This is a genomic window from Pseudomonas sp. GV085 (genome assembly GCF_003050925.1).
GTDB lineage: Bacteria > Pseudomonadota > Gammaproteobacteria > Pseudomonadales > Pseudomonadaceae > Aquipseudomonas.
In genome coordinates, this window is the sequence record NZ_QAOV01000002.1 from 81,318 (window position 1) to 98,558 (window position 17,241).

Genomic DNA, 17,241 nt, shown 5'->3' on the forward strand with positions numbered 1-17,241 from the left:
GCTGCATAATCAAGATTTAAGGCGTTCGCCTTTAGGATCGTAAAGGCACCCACGAATGACTTTCGCGGAGCATTCTTCACCCAGAATTGTGATGGTGAGTTCAGTATCCAGGGACGCCAGTTCGCGCTTGATAAAGCCCATGGCCAAACTCTTATTAACGCGATAACCAAAGGCTCCTGATGTCGTAAGCCCTACCAGTTTCCCTTGATGGAAAATTGGCTCGCTACCCAATGCATCAGCAAGGCCCGCTTGCACTTCCATCAGTACGAGACGATGGGTACTCGGCTTCTCTTTTTCTGCCAGCACTGCCGCACGCCCTTCAAAAACGCCCTTATCGGTCTTGATGAAGTAGCCCATGTTGGCAGCCAGCGCCGAGTACTCTGTTGTCAGTTCGCGGCCCCAGATTTGATAGCCCTTTTCGATGCGCATCGAGTCCATCGCTCGTAGCCCGAAGTCGACGATTCCATGCGCTTCACCCGCCCAAACGAGTGCTTCGTAAAGTGCCTGCTGGTGTTGGAGTGGATGGTGGAGTTCCCATCCCAATTCGCCGACAAAGTTCATCCGCAACGCGCGTACGGGAGCGCCAACGACCTGAATCTCTTGGCCGGTAAACCAGGGGAATGCTTCATTACTCAGATCGGTGTCAGTGAGTTTGGACAGCACTTCTCGTGCTCTAGGGCCAGCCAGGATGAGCGTGCCCCAGTCCCTGGAGATATTCGCGATGGAGATATTCGCGTATTTCGCTGCCCGTTGCCGGAGCCAATCTTCAATCAGCAGCTCACAAGCCGCCGGGCACATCAGGTAAAACGCGCCGCTTTCCAGGAGCGTCATGGAGAATTCCCACGCCACGCTTCCTGATGTGGTGAGTACATGGGCGAGAGCTACATCCCCGCATTTGGTAGGAACCTGGTTGGGGCTGATCCGATCCAGAAATGAACGAGCATCCTTTCCAGATATCTCGAATTTTGTGAAGGCGCTCAGATCGAGGATACCCACGCGATTTTGCACCGCTTCACATTCCGACCGGACTGCTGCATCCCAATTGCCCCGGCTGTAGCTGAAGTTCTCGACTGGGGCATTGGCAGATTGTGCAAACCAGCTGGCACGCTCCCAGCCGTAATAAGCGCCGAACACGGCATTCTTGTGTTTAAGGATTTCGTAAATTGGCGTGGTCTTGACCTCGCGACACGCCGGGCGCATCGCGTATTCGTTCGGGCAACTTAGTTGGTATTCGTTGGCGTACAGCTCAAGCGATTTGGTGACGGTGTAGGAAAGGTTCGCGTAGCTGCCAAAGCGGCGGGAATCCAGCTCCCAAAGCTCAACCTCAGGGTGGCCGTCGATGATCCACTGAGCAAGGTAACGGCCAGCGCCGCCACCCTGAGTGATCCCGAAACTGAACCCTGCGCAAGCGAAGTAGTTGTCGTAGCCATGCACGGGCCCGAGCAGGGGAAGGCCATCCGGGGTGTACACGATAGGGCCATTGACCACAGTCTTGATCCCGCCGTCACCGATAATTCCCACCTGTTCCATCGCTGCACCGATGATTTCTTCGAGACGGTTCAGCTCCGGTTGCAGCAGTTCCTGCCCGAATGTCGCTGGAACCCCATCGACTGCCCAGGCCACCGGCTCTCGCTCGTACGGGCCAAGGATCAGCCCCTTGCCCTCCTGGCGAAGGTAGTAGGAAATATCCGGATCGCGAAGCAGGGGAAGGTGGTGGGGTCTGTCCACCAAGGCTGGAATATTGTCGGTGACCAGATACTGATGTTCCAGGGAGCAGATCGGGAACTGATGGCCGATCATCGCGGCCACTTCATTAGCCCTGAAACCTGCGGCGTTCACGATAATGTCTGCGTGAATGACGCCTTGTTCGGTGGTCACTTCCCATTTTTTGTCGGCGAGTTGAGTAATCGCGGTAACCGGATTGTGCCGAACAATGGTAGCGCCGTAACCACGGGCCAATTGAGCCATGGCGTTGGTCACGCTGGTCGGATCTATATGACCGTCATACGGGTCCCAAAGCCCTCCCAGCAACCCGGTGGTGTCCAGGAAGGGATGCAGCTCCTTCAGGCGCTCATTGTCGACCACTTCGACGCCATTCAAACCGGCAAGCGTGGCCAGGCCTGCGACCCGTTTGAACTCATCCAGACGTTCCTTGGTATGCGCGAGCCGGATCGAACCTGTTTGGTGGTGACCGACCGATTGACCCGTCTGTTCTGCGAGTTGTTGATACAGCTCGATGCTGTTTTTCTGAAGCTTCATGATGTTCAGGCTGGTGCTGAACGAAGGAAGGTTGCCCGCGGCGTGCCAGGTCGATCCAGATGTCAGTTCAAGCTTCTCCACCAGCATGACATCCGTCCAGCCGGATTTGGCCAGATGGTAAAGCGTGCTCACACCGGTAATACCACCACCGATCACTAAAACTTTGGCTTCCGATTTCATCTCGGGGGGATCCTTTGACGGGTCTATTGGAGACATGATTCGCCGGGGCTCCGGGCGTCTGGATTCGATGCTAAGGCGCTTGAGATGGCTCTACAAACGATGTATACCAGTGTCATTTATAAGTAGGGCTTATGCCGGGGTGCCGCGATGTCGTTGACCAATCTTCAGCTCAACTGGCTTCGGACGTTTGAATCAGTAGGGCGACATTTAAGCTTTTCGGCTGCGGCGATTGAACTGAACATGAGCCAGTCTGCGGTGAGCCAGCAGATAAAATTGCTCGAGCACAAACTTGGCAAGGCGCTATTCCTGAGGCAAACACGTTCGATCCAGCTGACCGTATCGGGGCGGGCGTATTTGGCAGTGGTCCGGGAAGGCCTTTGGCATATGCACCAAGGGATGAACAACATCTTCAGCTCGGTCGCCCAAGGCGTACTTGAATTGAGCGTCAACAACTCCTTTGCGCAGTTGTGGCTCGCCCCCCGTATGGAGCGGTTCGCTGAGCTGTATCCGCAAATTTCTCTTCGCATGTACGGCGTTAACTGGGAGGCGGATGCTCCACCTTCCAGCGCAGAGCTGGAGATTCGCTACGGTGCGGGAAACTGGCAGCAGTACGACATCCAGCAGCTGCTCTCGACTGAGCTGAAGCCGTATTGCTCACTGGACGTTGCTGCCAAACTTCGAAGTGCCGGGGGATTGCTCAGCCTGCCCTTGATCGATGTGTTGGGCACACCCAATGGCTGGAGCGACTGGCTGGCTACTTACCCGCAAGGCGAGGCAGAAAACTATCAGCGTTTCTACGTCGACAGCTACGCAATCGCGGCGAGCATGGCGATTGAAAACGCAGGCGTGTGTCTGCTTAACGAGGAACTCGTGGAGAAATCCAGGCTGCGTGGACAGCTCGTGTCGCCGCTCGATCAGAGCATTGAGTGCCTTGCCGGGTTCTACTTGCTGAAGCCACATAACAAGCCGCTGTCTGGGGCTGCACAGGCCTTTTGCACTTGGCTGGAGTCAGAGCTTCGTTAATCTCTGCGGACTGGGTGAGGAGTCAGGAGCCCGCCACAGGCGGGCTCCTTTCCCTTAGCTGTTACTCGGAAACGCGAACTGTGCAGCCTCATGGCTGGCACGCTGAGGCCAGCGCTGAGTAATCGCCTTACGACGCGTGTAGAAACGAACACCATCCGGACCATACGCATGAAGATCGCCAAACAGCGAGCGCTTCCAGCCGCCGAAGCTGTGGTACGCCACCGGAACCGGTAGCGGAACGTTCACACCCACCATGCCGACTTCGATCTCGTCACAGAACAAGCGCGCAGCTTCACCGTCGCGAGTGAAGATGCAAGTACCGTTGCCGTACTCGTGATCGTTGATGAGTTGCATGGCTTGTTCAAGGCTCGCTACGCGCACGATGCAGAGAACCGGGCCGAAAATCTCTTCCTTGTAGATGCGCATTTCAGGCGTCACGCGGTCGAACAGGCATCCACCCAGGAAGAAGCCGTTTTCGTTGTTGGTCACCTGAAGCCCACGGCCATCGACGACCAACTCGGCCCCGGATTCAACACCTTCGTCCACGTAACCCTTCACTTTGTCCCGGTGGGCGCCAGTGATCAGTGGTCCCATGTCGAGGCCACAGGATGTGCCGGCGCCAATTTTCAGCGCCTGGATCTGCGGTACCAGTTTATCGATCAGCGCATCGGCGATTTGGTCGCCCACACAAACGGCGACGGAAATCGCCATGCAGCGTTCGCCGCAGGAACCGTAAGCCGCGCCCATCAGGGCGCTAACGGCATTGTTCAGGTCAGCGTCCGGCATCAGCACAGCATGGTTTTTTGCGCCGCCCAAGGCCTGGACACGCTTGCCGCGTTTGGTGCCTTCGGCATAGATGTATTCAGCGATTGGCGTCGACCCTACGAAGCTCAATGCTTTCACTTCCGGCGCCTCGATCAAAGCATCGACCGCTTCTTTGTCGCCGTGAACCACGCTCATCACCCCTTTAGGCAAACCCGCTTCTATCAGCAACTCTGCAATGTAAAGGGTAGAGCTTGGGTCGCGCTCCGAAGGCTTGAGGATGAAGCAGTTGCCGCAGACGATGGCTAACGGATACATCCAGAGTGGAACCATCGCCGGAAAGTTGAACGGCGTAATACCAGCCACAACTCCGACAGGTTGGAAGTCACTCCAGGCATCGATGTTCGGGCCCGCGTTGCGGCTGAACTCACCTTTCAGGATTTCAGGGGCCGCGCACGCAAACTCGACGTTCTCGATACCTCGTTTGAGTTCCCCAGTGGCATCTTCAATGGTTTTGCCGTGCTCTTCGCTGATCATCCGGGCGATTTTGGCTTCGTTCTGCTCCAGCAACTGCTTGAAACGAAACATGACCTGAGCGCGCTTGGCGGCCGGAGTCTTGCGCCATGCAGGAAAGGCGGCTGTCGCAACGTCAATGGCGTGTTGAACGGCGGCGCGATCCGCGAGTGAGACCTGATGGATAACCTCACCCGTGGAAGGGTTGAACACGTCCGCGGTGCGGCCGGTGGTGGCGATATGCTCGCCGTTGATCAGGTGTTGAATGATGCTCATGGATGAAGACCTGCAAGATTGAAAATAGAAGTGATGCTGGCGGCGTTGACCCGCCAGCACGGGTGGTTTGCCTGCACGTTGTTGCGTTAATCGATGTGGTTCAAGGCTTCCCCGACGGCATCAAACATGCGGTCAAGATCTTCAGGTTTAGCGTTGAAGGTCGGCCCGAACTGAAGGGTGTCGCCACCGAAGCGCACGTAGAACCCCGCTTTCCAAAGCGCCATGCCCGCCTCGAACGGACGAACAATTGCATCCCCTTCGCGGGGTGCAATTTGAATAGCGCCTGCGAGGCCGCAGTTCCTGATGTCAACGATGTGTTTTGCGCCCTTGACACCGTGCAATGTGCGTTCGAAATGCGGTGCCAGATCAGCTGATTGCTGGATGAGGTTTTCCTTCTCCAGCAGATCCAGTGTTGCGAGGGCCGCAGCGCAGGCAACCGGGTGCGCCGAGTAGGTGTAGCCATGGCCAAATTCGACCGCGTATTCCGGACTCGTCTGATTCATGAAGGTTTGGTAGATCTCACTGGAAGCGATCACGGCGCCCATTGGAATGGCACCATTGGTGATCTGCTTGGCCACGTTCATGATGTCCGGCTTCACGCCGAAGTACTCCGCGCCGCTCCAGGTGCCCATCCGCCCGAACCCGGTGATCACTTCGTCAAAGATCAACAGAATATTGTGCTGCGTGCAGATCTCGCGAAGGCGCTGCAAGTAACCTTTGGGAGGCACGATGGCACCTGCGGAGCCCGACATAGGCTCGACAATAACGGCTGCAATGTTCGTCGCATCATGCAGCTCAATGAGCTTCAGCAACTCATTTGCCAGTTCCACACCACCAGTTTCTGCCATGCCTTTGGTGAAGGCCATTCCCGGCTGCAACGTGTGGGGCAGGTGGTCGACATCCATCAGTTGACCGAACATCTTGCGGTTGCCCCCGATGCCACCCAGGCTCGTGCCCGCGATGTTCACGCCGTGGTAGCCGCGTGCTCGGCCGATCATTTTGGTCTTGGTCGACTGACCCTTGAGGCGCCAGTACGCCCGGGCCATTTTGACCGCGGTGTCCGCGCACTCGGAGCCCGAGTTGGTATAGAACACATGGTTCAGGTCGCCGGGCATGAGGTCAGCGACGCGCTCGGACAACATGAACGATAACGGGTGGCCATATTGAAACGCTGGCGAGTAATCAAGCGTGCCCAACTGGCGGGCGACGGCTTCCTGGATTTCCTTGCGCGAATGGCCTGCGCCGCAGGTCCACAGGCCTGACAGACTGTCGTAGACCTTTCTGCCTTCGGAGTCTGTCAGCCAGCTGCCTTGCGCAGAAACGATGAACCGTGGGTCACGCTGAAAGTTGCGATTCGAGGAGAACGGCATCCAGTGTGAATCCAGTTTCAGCTGGCTGGCCAAGGGAAGTTCGTGAGCCTGTTGTGTGTTCATGAGCAGTGGTCCTCGTGGAGAGATACTCATCGTGTTCAATCGGAGAGTTGGCCTTGTTGAGCGTCCTGAAATGCAATTCAAGGCTTGCCTAGAAACTGACACGCGCTTAGATTCAATAAAACACACCTTTCGATACCCTTGGTTTCAGGTCACCTAAACTATGAAAGCGCGCCGTGCCAATCCAGTTGCTCAAGTCACTGATTTTGATATTCGGATGCTCAAGATATTTCGCAGTGTCGTGGAGTGCGGAGGATTCTCCGTTGCAGAGAGCGTTCTAGGTGTTGGCAGGTCAGCAATCAGTCAGCAAATGACAGAGCTTGAGCAGCGATTAGGCTTACGGTTATGTCAGAGGGGACGTGCCGGGTTCTCCCTGACGGAGGATGGGCAGCAGGTGTATGAGGCGTGTTTACGCTTGTTGTCGGCGATGGAGGGATTTCGAAGCGAGGTCAACGGGATGCACAGTCATCTCCGGGGCGAGTTGATCATCGGCTTGACGGATAACCTGGTCACGATGCCTCACATGCGCGTCACGGATGCATTGGCTTCCCTAAAGAAAAAAGGACCTGACGTTCAGATCCAGATTCGAATGAGTACACCGGGTGAAGTGGAACAAGGCGTGCTCGATGGCCGTCTGCACGTAGGCGTAATCCCGCAGGTCGGTGCGCTTTCAGGCCTTGAATATCAGCCGCTGTATAGCGAGCGTTCTCAGCTCTATTGCGGTGTTGGCCATCCTTTGTTTTTCGTCAAGGATCTGGATTTAAATGAGCAGCGTATCCAGGAGCAGGACGCCATCGCCCCGACATTCCGTTTGCCGGCAACCATCCAGGAGCACTATCAGGCGCTAAATTGCACGGCGAGCGCATCGGACCGAGAAGGGATGGCATTCCTGATTCTCACCGGTCAGTACATCGGCTATCTGCCTGATCACTACGCGCGGAGCTGGGTTGCAGAAGGAAGGCTCAGAGCGTTGAAGCCCTATTCCTGTTTTTACGATCTGACGCTGGCTTCTGTTACCCGGAAAGGTCGCCGTCCCCATTTGGTATTGGAGACCTTTCTCGAATCCCTCGCGATGAGCGGCTGACGAATTGTCGAGTCTTCAACGTGGCAACTTACGAATCAGTACAGCTTATTAATAAGCACCTGATACATCGTTTGTTGTAGGCATAAAACCGCTCGTACGATTCGCTCCAGAGGCTATGTTCGATGCCTGTGGAGGTTTTGATGCAACGCGAGGCTATGGAATTCGATGTCGTCGTAGTAGGAGGAGGGCCTGCCGGGCTATCTGCTGCCATTCGCCTGCGTCAATTGGCAATGGTAGAAGGGCGGGAGTTGTCAGTATGTCTGGTCGAAAAAGGCGCAGAGGTCGGTGCGCACATCATGTCCGGTGCTGTGTTCGAACCTACCGCACTGAACGAATTGTTTCCCGACTGGCGAAACATGGGTGCGCCACTGAACACCCCGGTGCAGTCGGACGAGATTTTCTACCTGTCGTCTTCACGCCTTTCAATCCGGGTTCCCGGAGTCTTCGCGCCCAGCACGATGCACAACGAAGGCAACTTCATCGTCAGCCTGGGCAATGTATGTCGTTGGCTGGGCCAGCAAGCGGAAGCCCTGGGGGTCGATGTGTTTCCAGGCTTTCCTGCGTCCGACGTGCTGTACGACGAGGAGGGCAGGGTCCGGGGCGTGTTGACTGCCGACATGGGCGTCGGCCGAACAGGAGAGCATAAAGGCGGCTTTACGCCCGGTATCGAGCTGATCGGCAAGCAAACCATCTTCGCTGAAGGCTGTCGCGGGCACTTGGGCAAACAGCTGATCAGCAAGTATCAGCTCGATGCGGACTCCGATCCTCAACACTACGGGTTGGGCATCAAGGAAGTCTGGGAAATCCCCGCTGAGCAGCATGTTCCCGGGCTTGTGATTCATAGCACTGGATGGCCATTGACCCAGAGTGGCACGCAGGGCGGCGCCTTCATGTATCACCTGGAGGACGGTACGGTGGTGATCGGACAGGTCGTGGATCTCAACTATCGCAATCCTTACCTGTCGCCGTTTGATGAGCTTCAACAACTCAAGCATCACCCGCTTTACGAGCAGTATCTGCGCGGTGGCTCGCGCATCAGCTACGGCGCCCGTGCCATTGCGAAAGGCGGGCTTCAGTCTTTGCCGAAGATGCACTTCCCAGGGGGCCTGCTGATTGGGTGTGATGCCGGCACCTTGAATTTTGCGAAGATCAAAGGCTCCCACACGGCCATGAAGTCCGGAATGCTGGCGGCTGAAACCATCTTTGAGGCGTTTGCCGTCAATGAGTCGGCCGGTCAGGATCTGGCAGCGTATGCGGGAAAATTCAGGGCGTCGTCCATTTATGACGAGCTTTACCAGCAGCGTAATTTCGGTCCCGCCATGCACCGGTTCGGCAGTCTGATCGGGGCCGCCTACGCCTGGGTCGATCTGAACCTGTTGAAAGGGAAATTGCCTTGGACTTTCCACGACAAACGCCCCGACTACTCGACCATGGATCCTGCTGATAGTGCTTCGGTCATTCACTACCCAAAACCCGACAACGTCCTGAGCTTCGATAAGACCTCCTCGGTCTATTTATCGAACACGAACCATGAAGAAGATCAGCCCTGCCACCTGACGCTCAGGGACTCCTCGATACCCATCGCGTTCAACCTGCCCACCTATGCCGAGCCGGCTCAACGGTACTGTCCCGCCGGTGTGTACGAGGTTGTGGAGGATGCGTCAGCGAGCCGATTTCAGATCAATGCGCAGAACTGTCTGCACTGCAAAACCTGTGACATCAAGGACCCGAGTCAGAACATCGTTTGGCGTGCACCCGAGGGAGGCGGGGGACCCAACTACACCAGCATGTAGAGGAGAAAGAGTCGCTACGCGATTGAGCGACCGAAGCGTGACTAGTGCGATGCGTGGAACAAAACAATAACGAACTCAATGATCACACTGCCTTCCTTACTAGAAATCTATCGGGAGCATCATGAAAAAATTAGCGTTAGTCCTCGTCTCTGGCTTGACCTCCTTCACCGTGATGGCGCAAGAAAACCTCACGGTTGTCACATATGGCGGGAGCGTCGCGGCGGCTCAGCAACAGTCCTCGATCAAACCCTATGCCGATAAAACAGGCGTCAAGATTCGTACCGAAGATTACTCGGGAGGTATTGCCCAGCTCAAAGCTCAGGTTGACTCGAAAAAAGTGGCCTGGGATGTGATCGATATGGAAATGCCGGATGCTGTGCGGGCCTGTAATGCCGGCCTGTTGGAGCGCATCAACCCGGCGAAAGATCTTGCCGCCGCGCCCGATGGCTCTACGGCGACGGACTTCCTGCCAGGGTCGCTGAACGATTGCGGAGTCGGTGCCTACATCTGGAGCACGGCGGTTGCCTACAACACCAATGCCTTCAAAGGACAGGCCCCCACAACACTGGCTGATTTCTTCGACCTCAAAAAATATCCCGGCAAGCGTGGCTTGCGCAAAGCGCCCCAGGCCAACCTTGAGTGGGCTCTGTTAGCGGATGGTGTTCCTCGTGATCAGGTGTACGAAACACTGGAGACCGATGAGGGGCTTCAGCGTGCTTTCAAAAAGCTCGACTCGATCAAGAGCCAGGTCATCTGGTGGGAAGCCGGCGCGCAACCTCCGCAGTTGCTGGCAGATGGTCAGGTCACGATGACTTCCGCCTGGAATGGTCGGATCTGGGCCGCACAGGCGAAAGAAAAACAGCCCTTCAAAATCATCTGGGACGGCCAGATGTATGACATCGATGTGTGGGCGGTGCCGGTGGGTGCGCCCAATAAAGCCAAGGCCATGGATTTCCTGCGTTTCGCAACCTCGACTCAAATTATGGCTGACCAGAGTCAGTACATCGCTTATGGCCCGACACGCAAGTCGTCCCAGCCACTGGTTCACGCCGATATGAAGTCGAGTATGCCAACCGACCCGGCCAACTTTGCCACGGCATTGCAGGTGAATTCGCAGTGGTGGGGTGATCATGCTGACGAGCTGAACGAACGCTTCAATGCCTGGCTTGCAAAATGATCCTCTGACTTTAGCCGTTAAGCCGTGTGGGTGGGCCTGCCATCGAAGTACCAGATTCGGTGATGGATAGCGGCTATTAGCCGAGCTGATCAAAGGAATTGCTCTCTGCTTGGTGCACTTTGCCCGACGCTTGCGTCGGGCTTTTTTTGAGCGTTATTTAAAACAAAGAAAACGAGTAACTGGCGATCAACCGGTTTTCATCAATGTCGCGGCCATCGTCGCTGCGATAGGTCGCGTTGCGCAGGCGGACAGAGAAGCCTTTCAGGAAGTCTTGAAAAGCGTAGGTCACATCGATGTCGCGTTCCCATTCCTTTTCGGCGCCCGGTTTGTCCAGCCCCGTCCCGCGTATGTAGGCAGTGAAAAAGGTCAGGCCAGGAATGCCCATCGGCGCGAAGTTGTAACCGTAGCGCAATTGCCAGCTGCGTTCGCCAGCGCTACCAAAGTCATGGTATTGCACATAATTGGGCAGGTAGGGGTTGTTGATGTAGGGGAAGCCGGTTGCACCCTTCATGACTTGATAAGTGGCCAGCATGCTGTGGCCGCTATCGAAGCTGTAGCCCACAGCCGCGGAATAGGCCCGGTTATCAACCTCGCCTGCTTTTGCGGCGCCGATATCGCGACTGGAGAAGGCGCGTAGATCGGTGGTCATTTTGCCTTTACCGACGCGTGTAGTGTGAATCAGGCCGAGGAACTGCTGGCGATACACATCATCCAGTGCGCCATAGTAATAGCTACCGGTCAGTGTCGGAGTGATTTGATAGCTGCCGCCACCATAACGGAAGTGGTCACCGACGCCGGTGGCCCGATAACGTCCGTCCTTGGCCGCGATGCCGATGTCCCGTTGATCGGTAGAGTCCGGGGTGACGGTTTTATCAAACTGAGCGACGTTCACCGTCAAATGTTCGATTTCGCTGGAGCTGACTTGCGTGCCCTGGAAAGTCTGGGGAAACAGCCGACTGCCATTGAATTGCAGGACGGGCACCTTGGGCAGTGCGATGCCGTAAGTCAGGGTGGTTTTGGAAAACCTGGCCTTGGCTGCGAGTCCGCCTTTGGAGTATTCATCAGCGGCCTCACCGGACGCGCGTCGGGGCAATAATCCGCTGCCGGAGCGGTCGGGGCTGGAGTCCAATTGGTACCCGGCGTATCCCAGCGCATCGACGCCCAAACCAATCGCTCCTTGGGTAAACCCGGACTCATAGTTGAGCAAAAAGCCCTGGGCCCATTCATCTCGCTTGGATACACCAACGCCATCTCGAAAGTCGCCGTTATAGTAGAAATTACGTGCTTCAACGCTCGCCTTGCTGTCCTCGATAAAGCCTGCGGCCATCGAGGAAATGCTCCAGCAGACACCGGGTACAAACATTGCGATAGACAGGGTACGGTTCATTTTTATTATTTTCCTGACACGACGAGCCGCTGTTCGGTACTGGACCGAACAGGCACTCGATTGGAAGTTGTTAGGGGGAGAGTGTTAAGCCTTGCAGCCCAGCTCTTGAGCCAGTTTTTTGCGGTCTAGCTCTTTTTCCCAAGCGGAGACCACCAGCGTCGCCACGCCGTTGCCTACCAGGTTGGTCATGGCCAGCCCTGTGCCCATGAAACGGTGGATGCCGAGGATCAACACCATGCCAGCCACGGGGACGATTGGTACGACCATCAAGGTGCTGGTCAACATCACGAAGGCTGCACCGGACACCCCGCTGGCCCCTTTGGAGGTCAGCATCGCGACGATCACTAGAGTCAGTTGCTGAGACAGGGTCAAGTCGATGTTCAGCGCCTGGGAAATGAACAGCACGGCCATCGTCAGGTAGATGTTCGTGCCATCGAGGTTGAAGGAATAACCAGTCGGAATCACCAGGCCCACGACGGGTTTGGAGCAACCGAGACGTTCCATTTTGTCCATGATCTGCGGCAAAACCACTTCTGAGGAACTGGTGCCCAGCACCACCAGTAATTCCTCTTTGATGTAGGCGAGGAAGCGCAGAATGCTGAAGCCGCTAAGCCGTGCAACGCCGCCAAGTACAACGACCACGAAAAATATGCAGAGCAAGTAGAAACTGCCGATCAATTTCAGAAGCGGCAGCAGCGATTCGACGCCGTAAGTGCCGACGGTGAACGCGATGGCACCGAAAGCGCCAATCGCAGACAGTTTGGCGATGATGTGAACGATGCGGAAAAACACACCTGACAAGCCTTCGATGATGTCGTACACCGGCTTGCCTTTCTCTCCCATAGCCGACAGCGCACATCCGAACAGCACCGAGACCAGCAAGATGCACAGCACGTTGCCCTCTGCGAATGCCTGGGTGAACGTGCTGGGAATGATGCCCATCAGGAAGTCGACCATGTGCAAGTGCTGGGCTTTTTCCGCGAACCCGGTGACGGCGGAGGCGTCGAGCGTATTGACGTCAACGTTGAAGCCGCCACCCGGGTTGAAGAGGTGGCCGCCGATCAACCCGATCAGTAGCGAGACCGTCGAAATGATTTCGAAGTACAGCAGCGCCTTGCCGCCGACACGGCCGACCTTTTTCAAGTCCCGCATGCCGGCGATGCCTGTGACTACCGTACAGAAAACGACGGGGCCGATGATCATCTTGATCAGTTTGATGAACGCATCGCCCAGCGGTTTGAGGTCAGCAGCGAAGTCAGGCCAGAAGTGACCGACAAGCACACCGACGACGATCCCCAGCAGGACCTGGAAATACATCGCACGGTAAAACGGTTGCTTGGTCTTTACGTTAGCGCTGGTCGGTGTCTCGACCTGAGCGGGCACAGGGATAGGATTCATAAGGTTTACTCACTGCCATCTTATTGTTGGAGGTGTGGCAAAAGGTCCTGCTGTCAGCGTCCGTACAGTTTCAGCGGGTTATCGATCAATAGTTTCTGGCGCAATGACGGGTCGGTGCAGAAGCGGAACATCAGATCCACCAGACCGCCGTCGTTGGGCATGTCTTTGCTGATATTGGGATGTGGCCAATCGGTGCCCCATAGCACGCGATCCGGTGCTGCCTGGATCAGTCGTTCGGCGAAGGGGATAGCATCATCGAACGGTCGACGACCGCTGGACACTCGCTCGGCGCCACACACCTTGACCCAGGCCAGGGGATTTTCCATCAGATCGAGCAGGGCCAGGAAGGACGATTGTTCAACGCCTTCTTCAGCCTTGACCCGACCCATGTGATCGATGATGAACGGCACGGGGATCCGGGCCAGGCGATCGACATAGGTCAGGATGTCCTGAGCGTCGAGATGCAGCACCACATGCCAGCCCAACGGCGCGAGCCGATCGACGGTGCGATCAAAAACCTCCAGGTCGGGTGCGCCGCCCAGGTGCGCGACAAAATTGAAACGAACCCCGCGCACGCCGCCGGCATCCATCTCCGCGAGTTGGGCGTCGGTTTCGCTGCCGTCAACGATTGCCACGCCGCGATAACGTCCGTCGCTACGGGCAATGGCATCGAGCATGGCGCGGTTATCAGTGCCGTGGCAGCTGGCCTGGACGATAACGCCACGGCTGAACCCCAGGTGATCGTGCAACCCTCGCAGGGTTTCAAAAGGCGCGTCGGGCGGGGTGTAGCTGCGGTCGGCGGCGTAAGGGAATTGAGCGGCTGGGCCGAACACGTGGCAGTGTGCGTCCCAGGCACCCGCTGGCAGGGCATGCGCAGGTTGGGTGGGATTGGAATCGGGAGCCAGGCAATTTTTCATCAGATGTCCTTCATTGATCTGCGTTTGAACGCGATACCTGATGGTCGGCTTTGCAAGCGTCTCGAACAACAAAGCCCAAGTACTAGCAGCTATGCTGTTTTTGCATGAGTGACATCAAGGTATGCATATCTCACGGACCATCGCCAACGTCTTCTCAGCCAGACGCGTCAGCGGTCGCTGCTCGGATGTCGCGATAAACAAATGGGTAGGGATGGACGGCTCGACAATCTGCGCCGCTTTCAATCCGTCGGGCAGGCTGTTGCGGGCGGCGAGGGCAGATCGGAACAACACGCCGTAACCCATGCCCAGATTGATCAGCTCCAGGAGCGAGGGAATACTGTCGATTTCCAGGCACACATCCAGTTTGATGTCGTGGCGTGAGGCCTGGGTTTCGACCAGTCGACGCAGCGAATGAGGTTCGCTGGGAATGATCAGTGGATAGCGCCAAAGGTCTTGCATCGCGACCGTGTCAGGCAGGTCCGAGTTGGAGGCGCCGATCAACATCAATGGCTCAGAGTGGATATGCTCATAGTGCAGCTGCGCACTGTGGGCGGGGTTGAACAGGAGGGCGAAATCCAGACGGCCCAGCAACAGCCACTCTCGCATGGAATGACTCAAACCCTCCTTGATACCCAAGGAACAACCGGGGAATCGCTCGCGAAAGGCTGACACCAGGGCCACGGTGTGGCGTCGGGAAATGCTCGGTGGAAGCCCGATCACCACTTTGCCGGACAAGGTATCACGTTGCTCGCGCAACTCCTCGCGAGCCACTTGCACCTGCCGCAAGATGCCTTTTCCGTGATCGAACAGCCGCTGGCCGGAAGCTGTCAGCAACACGCCACGGCCATGGCGCAGCAGCAGATGCTCCTGTAATTCGACTTCCAGTTGTCGAACCTGGCGGCTGACCACCGACTGGGAGATATTCAATACCGCGGCCGCTTTGGTAAAGCTTCCGAATTCGGCGACCCGTACGAAACATTCGAGTTGTTTTAAGTCCATGAACCGTTCTCGGGGGAAAAACTCATGTTAACGCTTTTCCTCCGCCAGACTTTACCGGGTGAGTGGGCTGCCATAAAGCGTATCAACCAGGTTCAGCCAGTCGAAAGGCTCGATGTTGGGGTAGTCAAGATCGGCATCCACCATGGCATCCACCAGGCCACGTTGGGCGTTGACGATTGCCAGGCTCATGTTCGGCACCACACCCATGTCGGTCGAGGTTTTTGCTACTTCTTTCATTTCTTCGGAGCGTCGCCGACCATGTTCAGCCACGCGGCTGATCAAGTAGTGCGGCAACGCGTCGTCCCAGCCCATCTGCGGAAAACTCTGGTGCAATGACGCGAGCACTTCCCGTTCTGCCTGGTACTGGCGTGCGGTGCTCAAGCATTCGGTCGTCAGCGCTTCCAGGCCCTTGATCATGATGCTGCGACACATCTTGATCGCTGAAGCGACGCCGACCTCATCGGCCACCCGGCGTACGTTCATGCCCAGTGCAGAGAGCTGTTCAGCCACCTGTCCGGCAACTGCTCCGCCGAGCAAAATGGGTGTTTTCAAGCGCTGGGGAGGTACCGGGGCCATGACGGCAGCATCGATATAGCCGACGCCATGGCGCTGCATAGCGGCGAATGCTGCCCGCTTGGTGGACGGGGCAACCGAATTGATATCGATGAACAATTGATCGGGTCTCATCAGCACCGCCGCGGCCTGAGCCACCGTCAAAGCCTCATCGGCGGTCACCGCTGAAATGACCCAGTCTGCGAGCGCAATGGCGTGGGCGAAACTGTCGCATAGCAGCACGCCGCATTGATCGGCCTTGTCGTAAAGAGCCGCGCGAGTACTGGGGTTTTCTTGCAGGCGATCATAGGCGTAAACGGTCACACCCGAGGCTGCAAGATCCTCGCCAAAAATGGCTCCAGCCTCGCCGAAGCCAATCAACGTTAAGGTTTTCATGCTCATTGAGTCACCTCGTTCTGCCAGACACTCTGGGGAATACACACGTTACCGTCGAACAGCAGCCGGGCCGTGCGCAGCAGACCGCAACCGGCTAACTCACCGTTTTGCATGTGCAGTTCGACGGTAAATTCGCCCGTCGGATGTTCTACCGAGAGCTGTACTCGTGCACTTGGTTGCACTTGGGTCAGTCCATCGGCGACAGAGCCCGGAATCTGGCAGGCGGACGCTACACTCACGGCACCAAATACCCCGATTGACGTGTGGCAGCGATGGGGGATGAAGGTGCGACTGCAAATCGCGCCCCCCTCACGGGGAGCTGCAATCAAGGACACTTTCGGTACGCTGCGCTGGCTGACATCCCCCAGATTCATCAATGGCCCCGCCTGTAAACGGATGGATTCGAGTGCGGCTTTGAGTTCGCTGTCGGCGTCCAGTTGTTCGGCACTTTCGTAGCCGCTGCGGCCGACATCGGCGGCGCGAATCAAAATCACCGGCATGCCGTTATCAATGCAAGTCACGTCAATGCCGTCGAAACGGTCTGTGGGGTTGCCAGTTGGCAACAATGCGCCGCAGCTGGATCCGGCAATGTCTTCAAACTCGATAATCAGGGGGGCGCCGCCGCCGGGAACGCCATCGATGTGGGCTTCACCCGCGTAACTGACCGTACCGTCAGGGGTGGGGACATGGGCAATGGCAATCTGGCCGGTGTTCTCCATGAAAATCCGCACCGAAGTAAGCGCGCCTTGGGCGGCTACCAGCCTGCGCTCGATGGCGAATGGCCCAACACCCGCCAGGATGTTCCCGCAGTTCTGGCCATAATCGACCTGGGCTTGCTCGACCAGAACCTGCGCGAACAGGTAATCGACATCGGCGTCCGCCCGCTCCGAGCGGCGGATGATCGCGACCTTGCTAGTCAACGAATTCGCGCCGCCGATACCATCGATCTGTCGAGCATCGGGCGATCCCATGACTGCCAACAACACCCGATCCCGCACCGCCTCTTCGGCGGGCAGGTCTGGTGCAAGAAAGTACGCGCCTTTGGAGGTGCCACCGCGCATCATCAGGCACGGAATACGAGTTTGGCTCATGGGG

The 17,241-nt window shown here is 56.9% G+C and carries 13 protein-coding genes; 4 read left to right on the forward strand and 9 right to left on the reverse strand.

Translation table 11 applies throughout. The annotated features are described in order from the left end of the window. Nucleotides 1–9 precede the first annotated feature (9 nt). Entirely contained in the window at nucleotides 10–2,439 is a 2,430-nt protein-coding gene (locus tag C8K63_RS04245) for an FAD-dependent oxidoreductase (RefSeq protein ID WP_158273926.1), read from the reverse strand. Between the two features lie 147 nt (nucleotides 2,440–2,586). Here C8K63_RS04245 and C8K63_RS04250 point away from each other — a divergent pair, with 147 nt between their 5' ends. Further along, on the forward strand, nucleotides 2,587–3,462 hold the full coding sequence (locus C8K63_RS04250; RefSeq protein WP_108215547.1) for a LysR family transcriptional regulator: 876 nt from the start codon (nucleotides 2,587–2,589) through the stop codon (nucleotides 3,460–3,462). A 54-nt stretch (nucleotides 3,463–3,516) separates the two neighbouring features. On the opposite strand, the gene C8K63_RS04255 is transcribed toward C8K63_RS04250, so the two are convergent. After that, nucleotides 3,517–5,013 carry a CoA-acylating methylmalonate-semialdehyde dehydrogenase gene (locus C8K63_RS04255; protein WP_108215548.1) on the reverse strand — a complete coding sequence of 499 codons (1,497 nt, stop codon included), beginning with the start codon at nucleotides 5,011–5,013 and terminating at the stop codon, nucleotides 3,517–3,519. Nucleotides 5,014–5,099: 86 nt separating this feature from the next. Continuing rightward, complete coding sequence (locus C8K63_RS04260) at nucleotides 5,100–6,446, reverse strand: aspartate aminotransferase family protein (RefSeq protein ID WP_108215549.1); 1,347 nt, start codon at nucleotides 6,444–6,446, stop codon at nucleotides 5,100–5,102. Nucleotides 6,447–6,606: 160 nt separating this feature from the next. Here C8K63_RS04260 and C8K63_RS04265 point away from each other — a divergent pair, with 160 nt between their 5' ends. The 3 genes from C8K63_RS04265 to C8K63_RS04275 all read left to right on the forward strand — a co-directional run bounded on the left by C8K63_RS04265 (nucleotide 6,607) and on the right by C8K63_RS04275 (nucleotide 10,497). Then, complete coding sequence (locus tag C8K63_RS04265) at nucleotides 6,607–7,527, forward strand: LysR family transcriptional regulator (RefSeq protein ID WP_108215550.1); 921 nt, start codon at nucleotides 6,607–6,609, stop codon at nucleotides 7,525–7,527. Nucleotides 7,528–7,667: 140 nt separating this feature from the next. Then, a complete protein-coding gene (locus C8K63_RS04270) occupies nucleotides 7,668–9,320 on the forward strand; it encodes an electron transfer flavoprotein-ubiquinone oxidoreductase (RefSeq protein ID WP_108215551.1) in 1,653 nt (550 codons plus the stop codon). Nucleotides 9,321–9,441: 121 nt separating this feature from the next. Beyond that, a complete protein-coding gene (locus C8K63_RS04275; RefSeq protein WP_108215552.1) occupies nucleotides 9,442–10,497 on the forward strand; it encodes an ABC transporter substrate-binding protein in 1,056 nt (351 codons plus the stop codon). A gap of 157 nt (nucleotides 10,498–10,654) precedes the next feature. Here the strand turns inward: C8K63_RS04275 and C8K63_RS04280 are convergent, their stop codons facing one another. The 6 genes from C8K63_RS04280 to C8K63_RS04305 all read right to left on the reverse strand — a co-directional run bounded on the left by C8K63_RS04280 (nucleotide 10,655) and on the right by C8K63_RS04305 (nucleotide 17,237). Continuing rightward, entirely contained in the window at nucleotides 10,655–11,884 is a 1,230-nt protein-coding gene (locus C8K63_RS04280) for an OprD family porin (protein WP_108215553.1), read from the reverse strand. An 84-nt stretch (nucleotides 11,885–11,968) separates the two neighbouring features. Beyond that, the gene (locus tag C8K63_RS04285) at nucleotides 11,969–13,282 is read right to left on the reverse strand and encodes a dicarboxylate/amino acid:cation symporter (protein WP_108215554.1); all 1,314 of its coding nucleotides are present in this window, start codon (nucleotides 13,280–13,282) and stop codon (nucleotides 11,969–11,971) included. A 53-nt stretch (nucleotides 13,283–13,335) separates the two neighbouring features. Beyond that, a complete protein-coding gene (locus tag C8K63_RS04290) occupies nucleotides 13,336–14,199 on the reverse strand; it encodes an amidohydrolase (RefSeq protein ID WP_108215555.1) in 864 nt (287 codons plus the stop codon). 114 nt (nucleotides 14,200–14,313) lie between these two features. After that, on the reverse strand, nucleotides 14,314–15,198 hold the full coding sequence (locus tag C8K63_RS04295) for a LysR family transcriptional regulator (RefSeq protein WP_108215556.1): 885 nt from the start codon (nucleotides 15,196–15,198) through the stop codon (nucleotides 14,314–14,316). Between the two features lie 51 nt (nucleotides 15,199–15,249). Then, nucleotides 15,250–16,152, reverse strand: coding sequence for an NAD(P)-dependent oxidoreductase (locus tag C8K63_RS04300; protein WP_108215557.1), 903 nt, complete (start codon nucleotides 16,150–16,152; stop codon nucleotides 15,250–15,252). Then, complete coding sequence (locus C8K63_RS04305) at nucleotides 16,149–17,237, reverse strand: 4-oxalomesaconate tautomerase (RefSeq protein WP_108215558.1); 1,089 nt, start codon at nucleotides 17,235–17,237, stop codon at nucleotides 16,149–16,151. Before C8K63_RS04305 ends, C8K63_RS04300 begins: the two co-directional genes overlap by 4 nt. Nucleotides 17,238–17,241 lie beyond the last annotated feature (4 nt).

Coding starts and splice junctions, on each gene's coding strand:
- C8K63_RS04295 (WP_108215556.1), bottom strand. CDS start 15,198: ATGGACTTAAAACAACTCGAATGTTTCGTACGGGTCGCCGAATTCGGA.
- C8K63_RS04300 (WP_108215557.1), bottom strand. CDS start 16,152: ATGAGCATGAAAACCTTAACGTTGATTGGCTTCGGCGAGGCTGGAGCC.
- C8K63_RS04290 (WP_108215555.1), bottom strand. CDS start 14,199: ATGAAAAATTGCCTGGCTCCCGATTCCAATCCCACCCAACCTGCGCAT.
- C8K63_RS04270 (WP_108215551.1), top strand. CDS start 7,668: ATGCAACGCGAGGCTATGGAATTCGATGTCGTCGTAGTAGGAGGAGGG.
- C8K63_RS04275 (WP_108215552.1), top strand. CDS start 9,442: ATGAAAAAATTAGCGTTAGTCCTCGTCTCTGGCTTGACCTCCTTCACC.
- C8K63_RS04255 (WP_108215548.1), bottom strand. CDS start 5,013: ATGAGCATCATTCAACACCTGATCAACGGCGAGCATATCGCCACCACC.
- C8K63_RS04250 (WP_108215547.1), top strand. CDS start 2,587: ATGTCGTTGACCAATCTTCAGCTCAACTGGCTTCGGACGTTTGAATCA.
- C8K63_RS04280 (WP_108215553.1), bottom strand. CDS start 11,884: ATGAACCGTACCCTGTCTATCGCAATGTTTGTACCCGGTGTCTGCTGG.
- C8K63_RS04265 (WP_108215550.1), top strand. CDS start 6,607: ATGAAAGCGCGCCGTGCCAATCCAGTTGCTCAAGTCACTGATTTTGAT.
- C8K63_RS04260 (WP_108215549.1), bottom strand. CDS start 6,446: ATGAACACACAACAGGCTCACGAACTTCCCTTGGCCAGCCAGCTGAAA.
- C8K63_RS04285 (WP_108215554.1), bottom strand. CDS start 13,282: ATGAATCCTATCCCTGTGCCCGCTCAGGTCGAGACACCGACCAGCGCT.
- C8K63_RS04305 (WP_108215558.1), bottom strand. CDS start 17,237: ATGAGCCAAACTCGTATTCCGTGCCTGATGATGCGCGGTGGCACCTCC.
- C8K63_RS04245 (WP_158273926.1), bottom strand. CDS start 2,439: ATGAAATCGGAAGCCAAAGTTTTAGTGATCGGTGGTGGTATTACCGGT.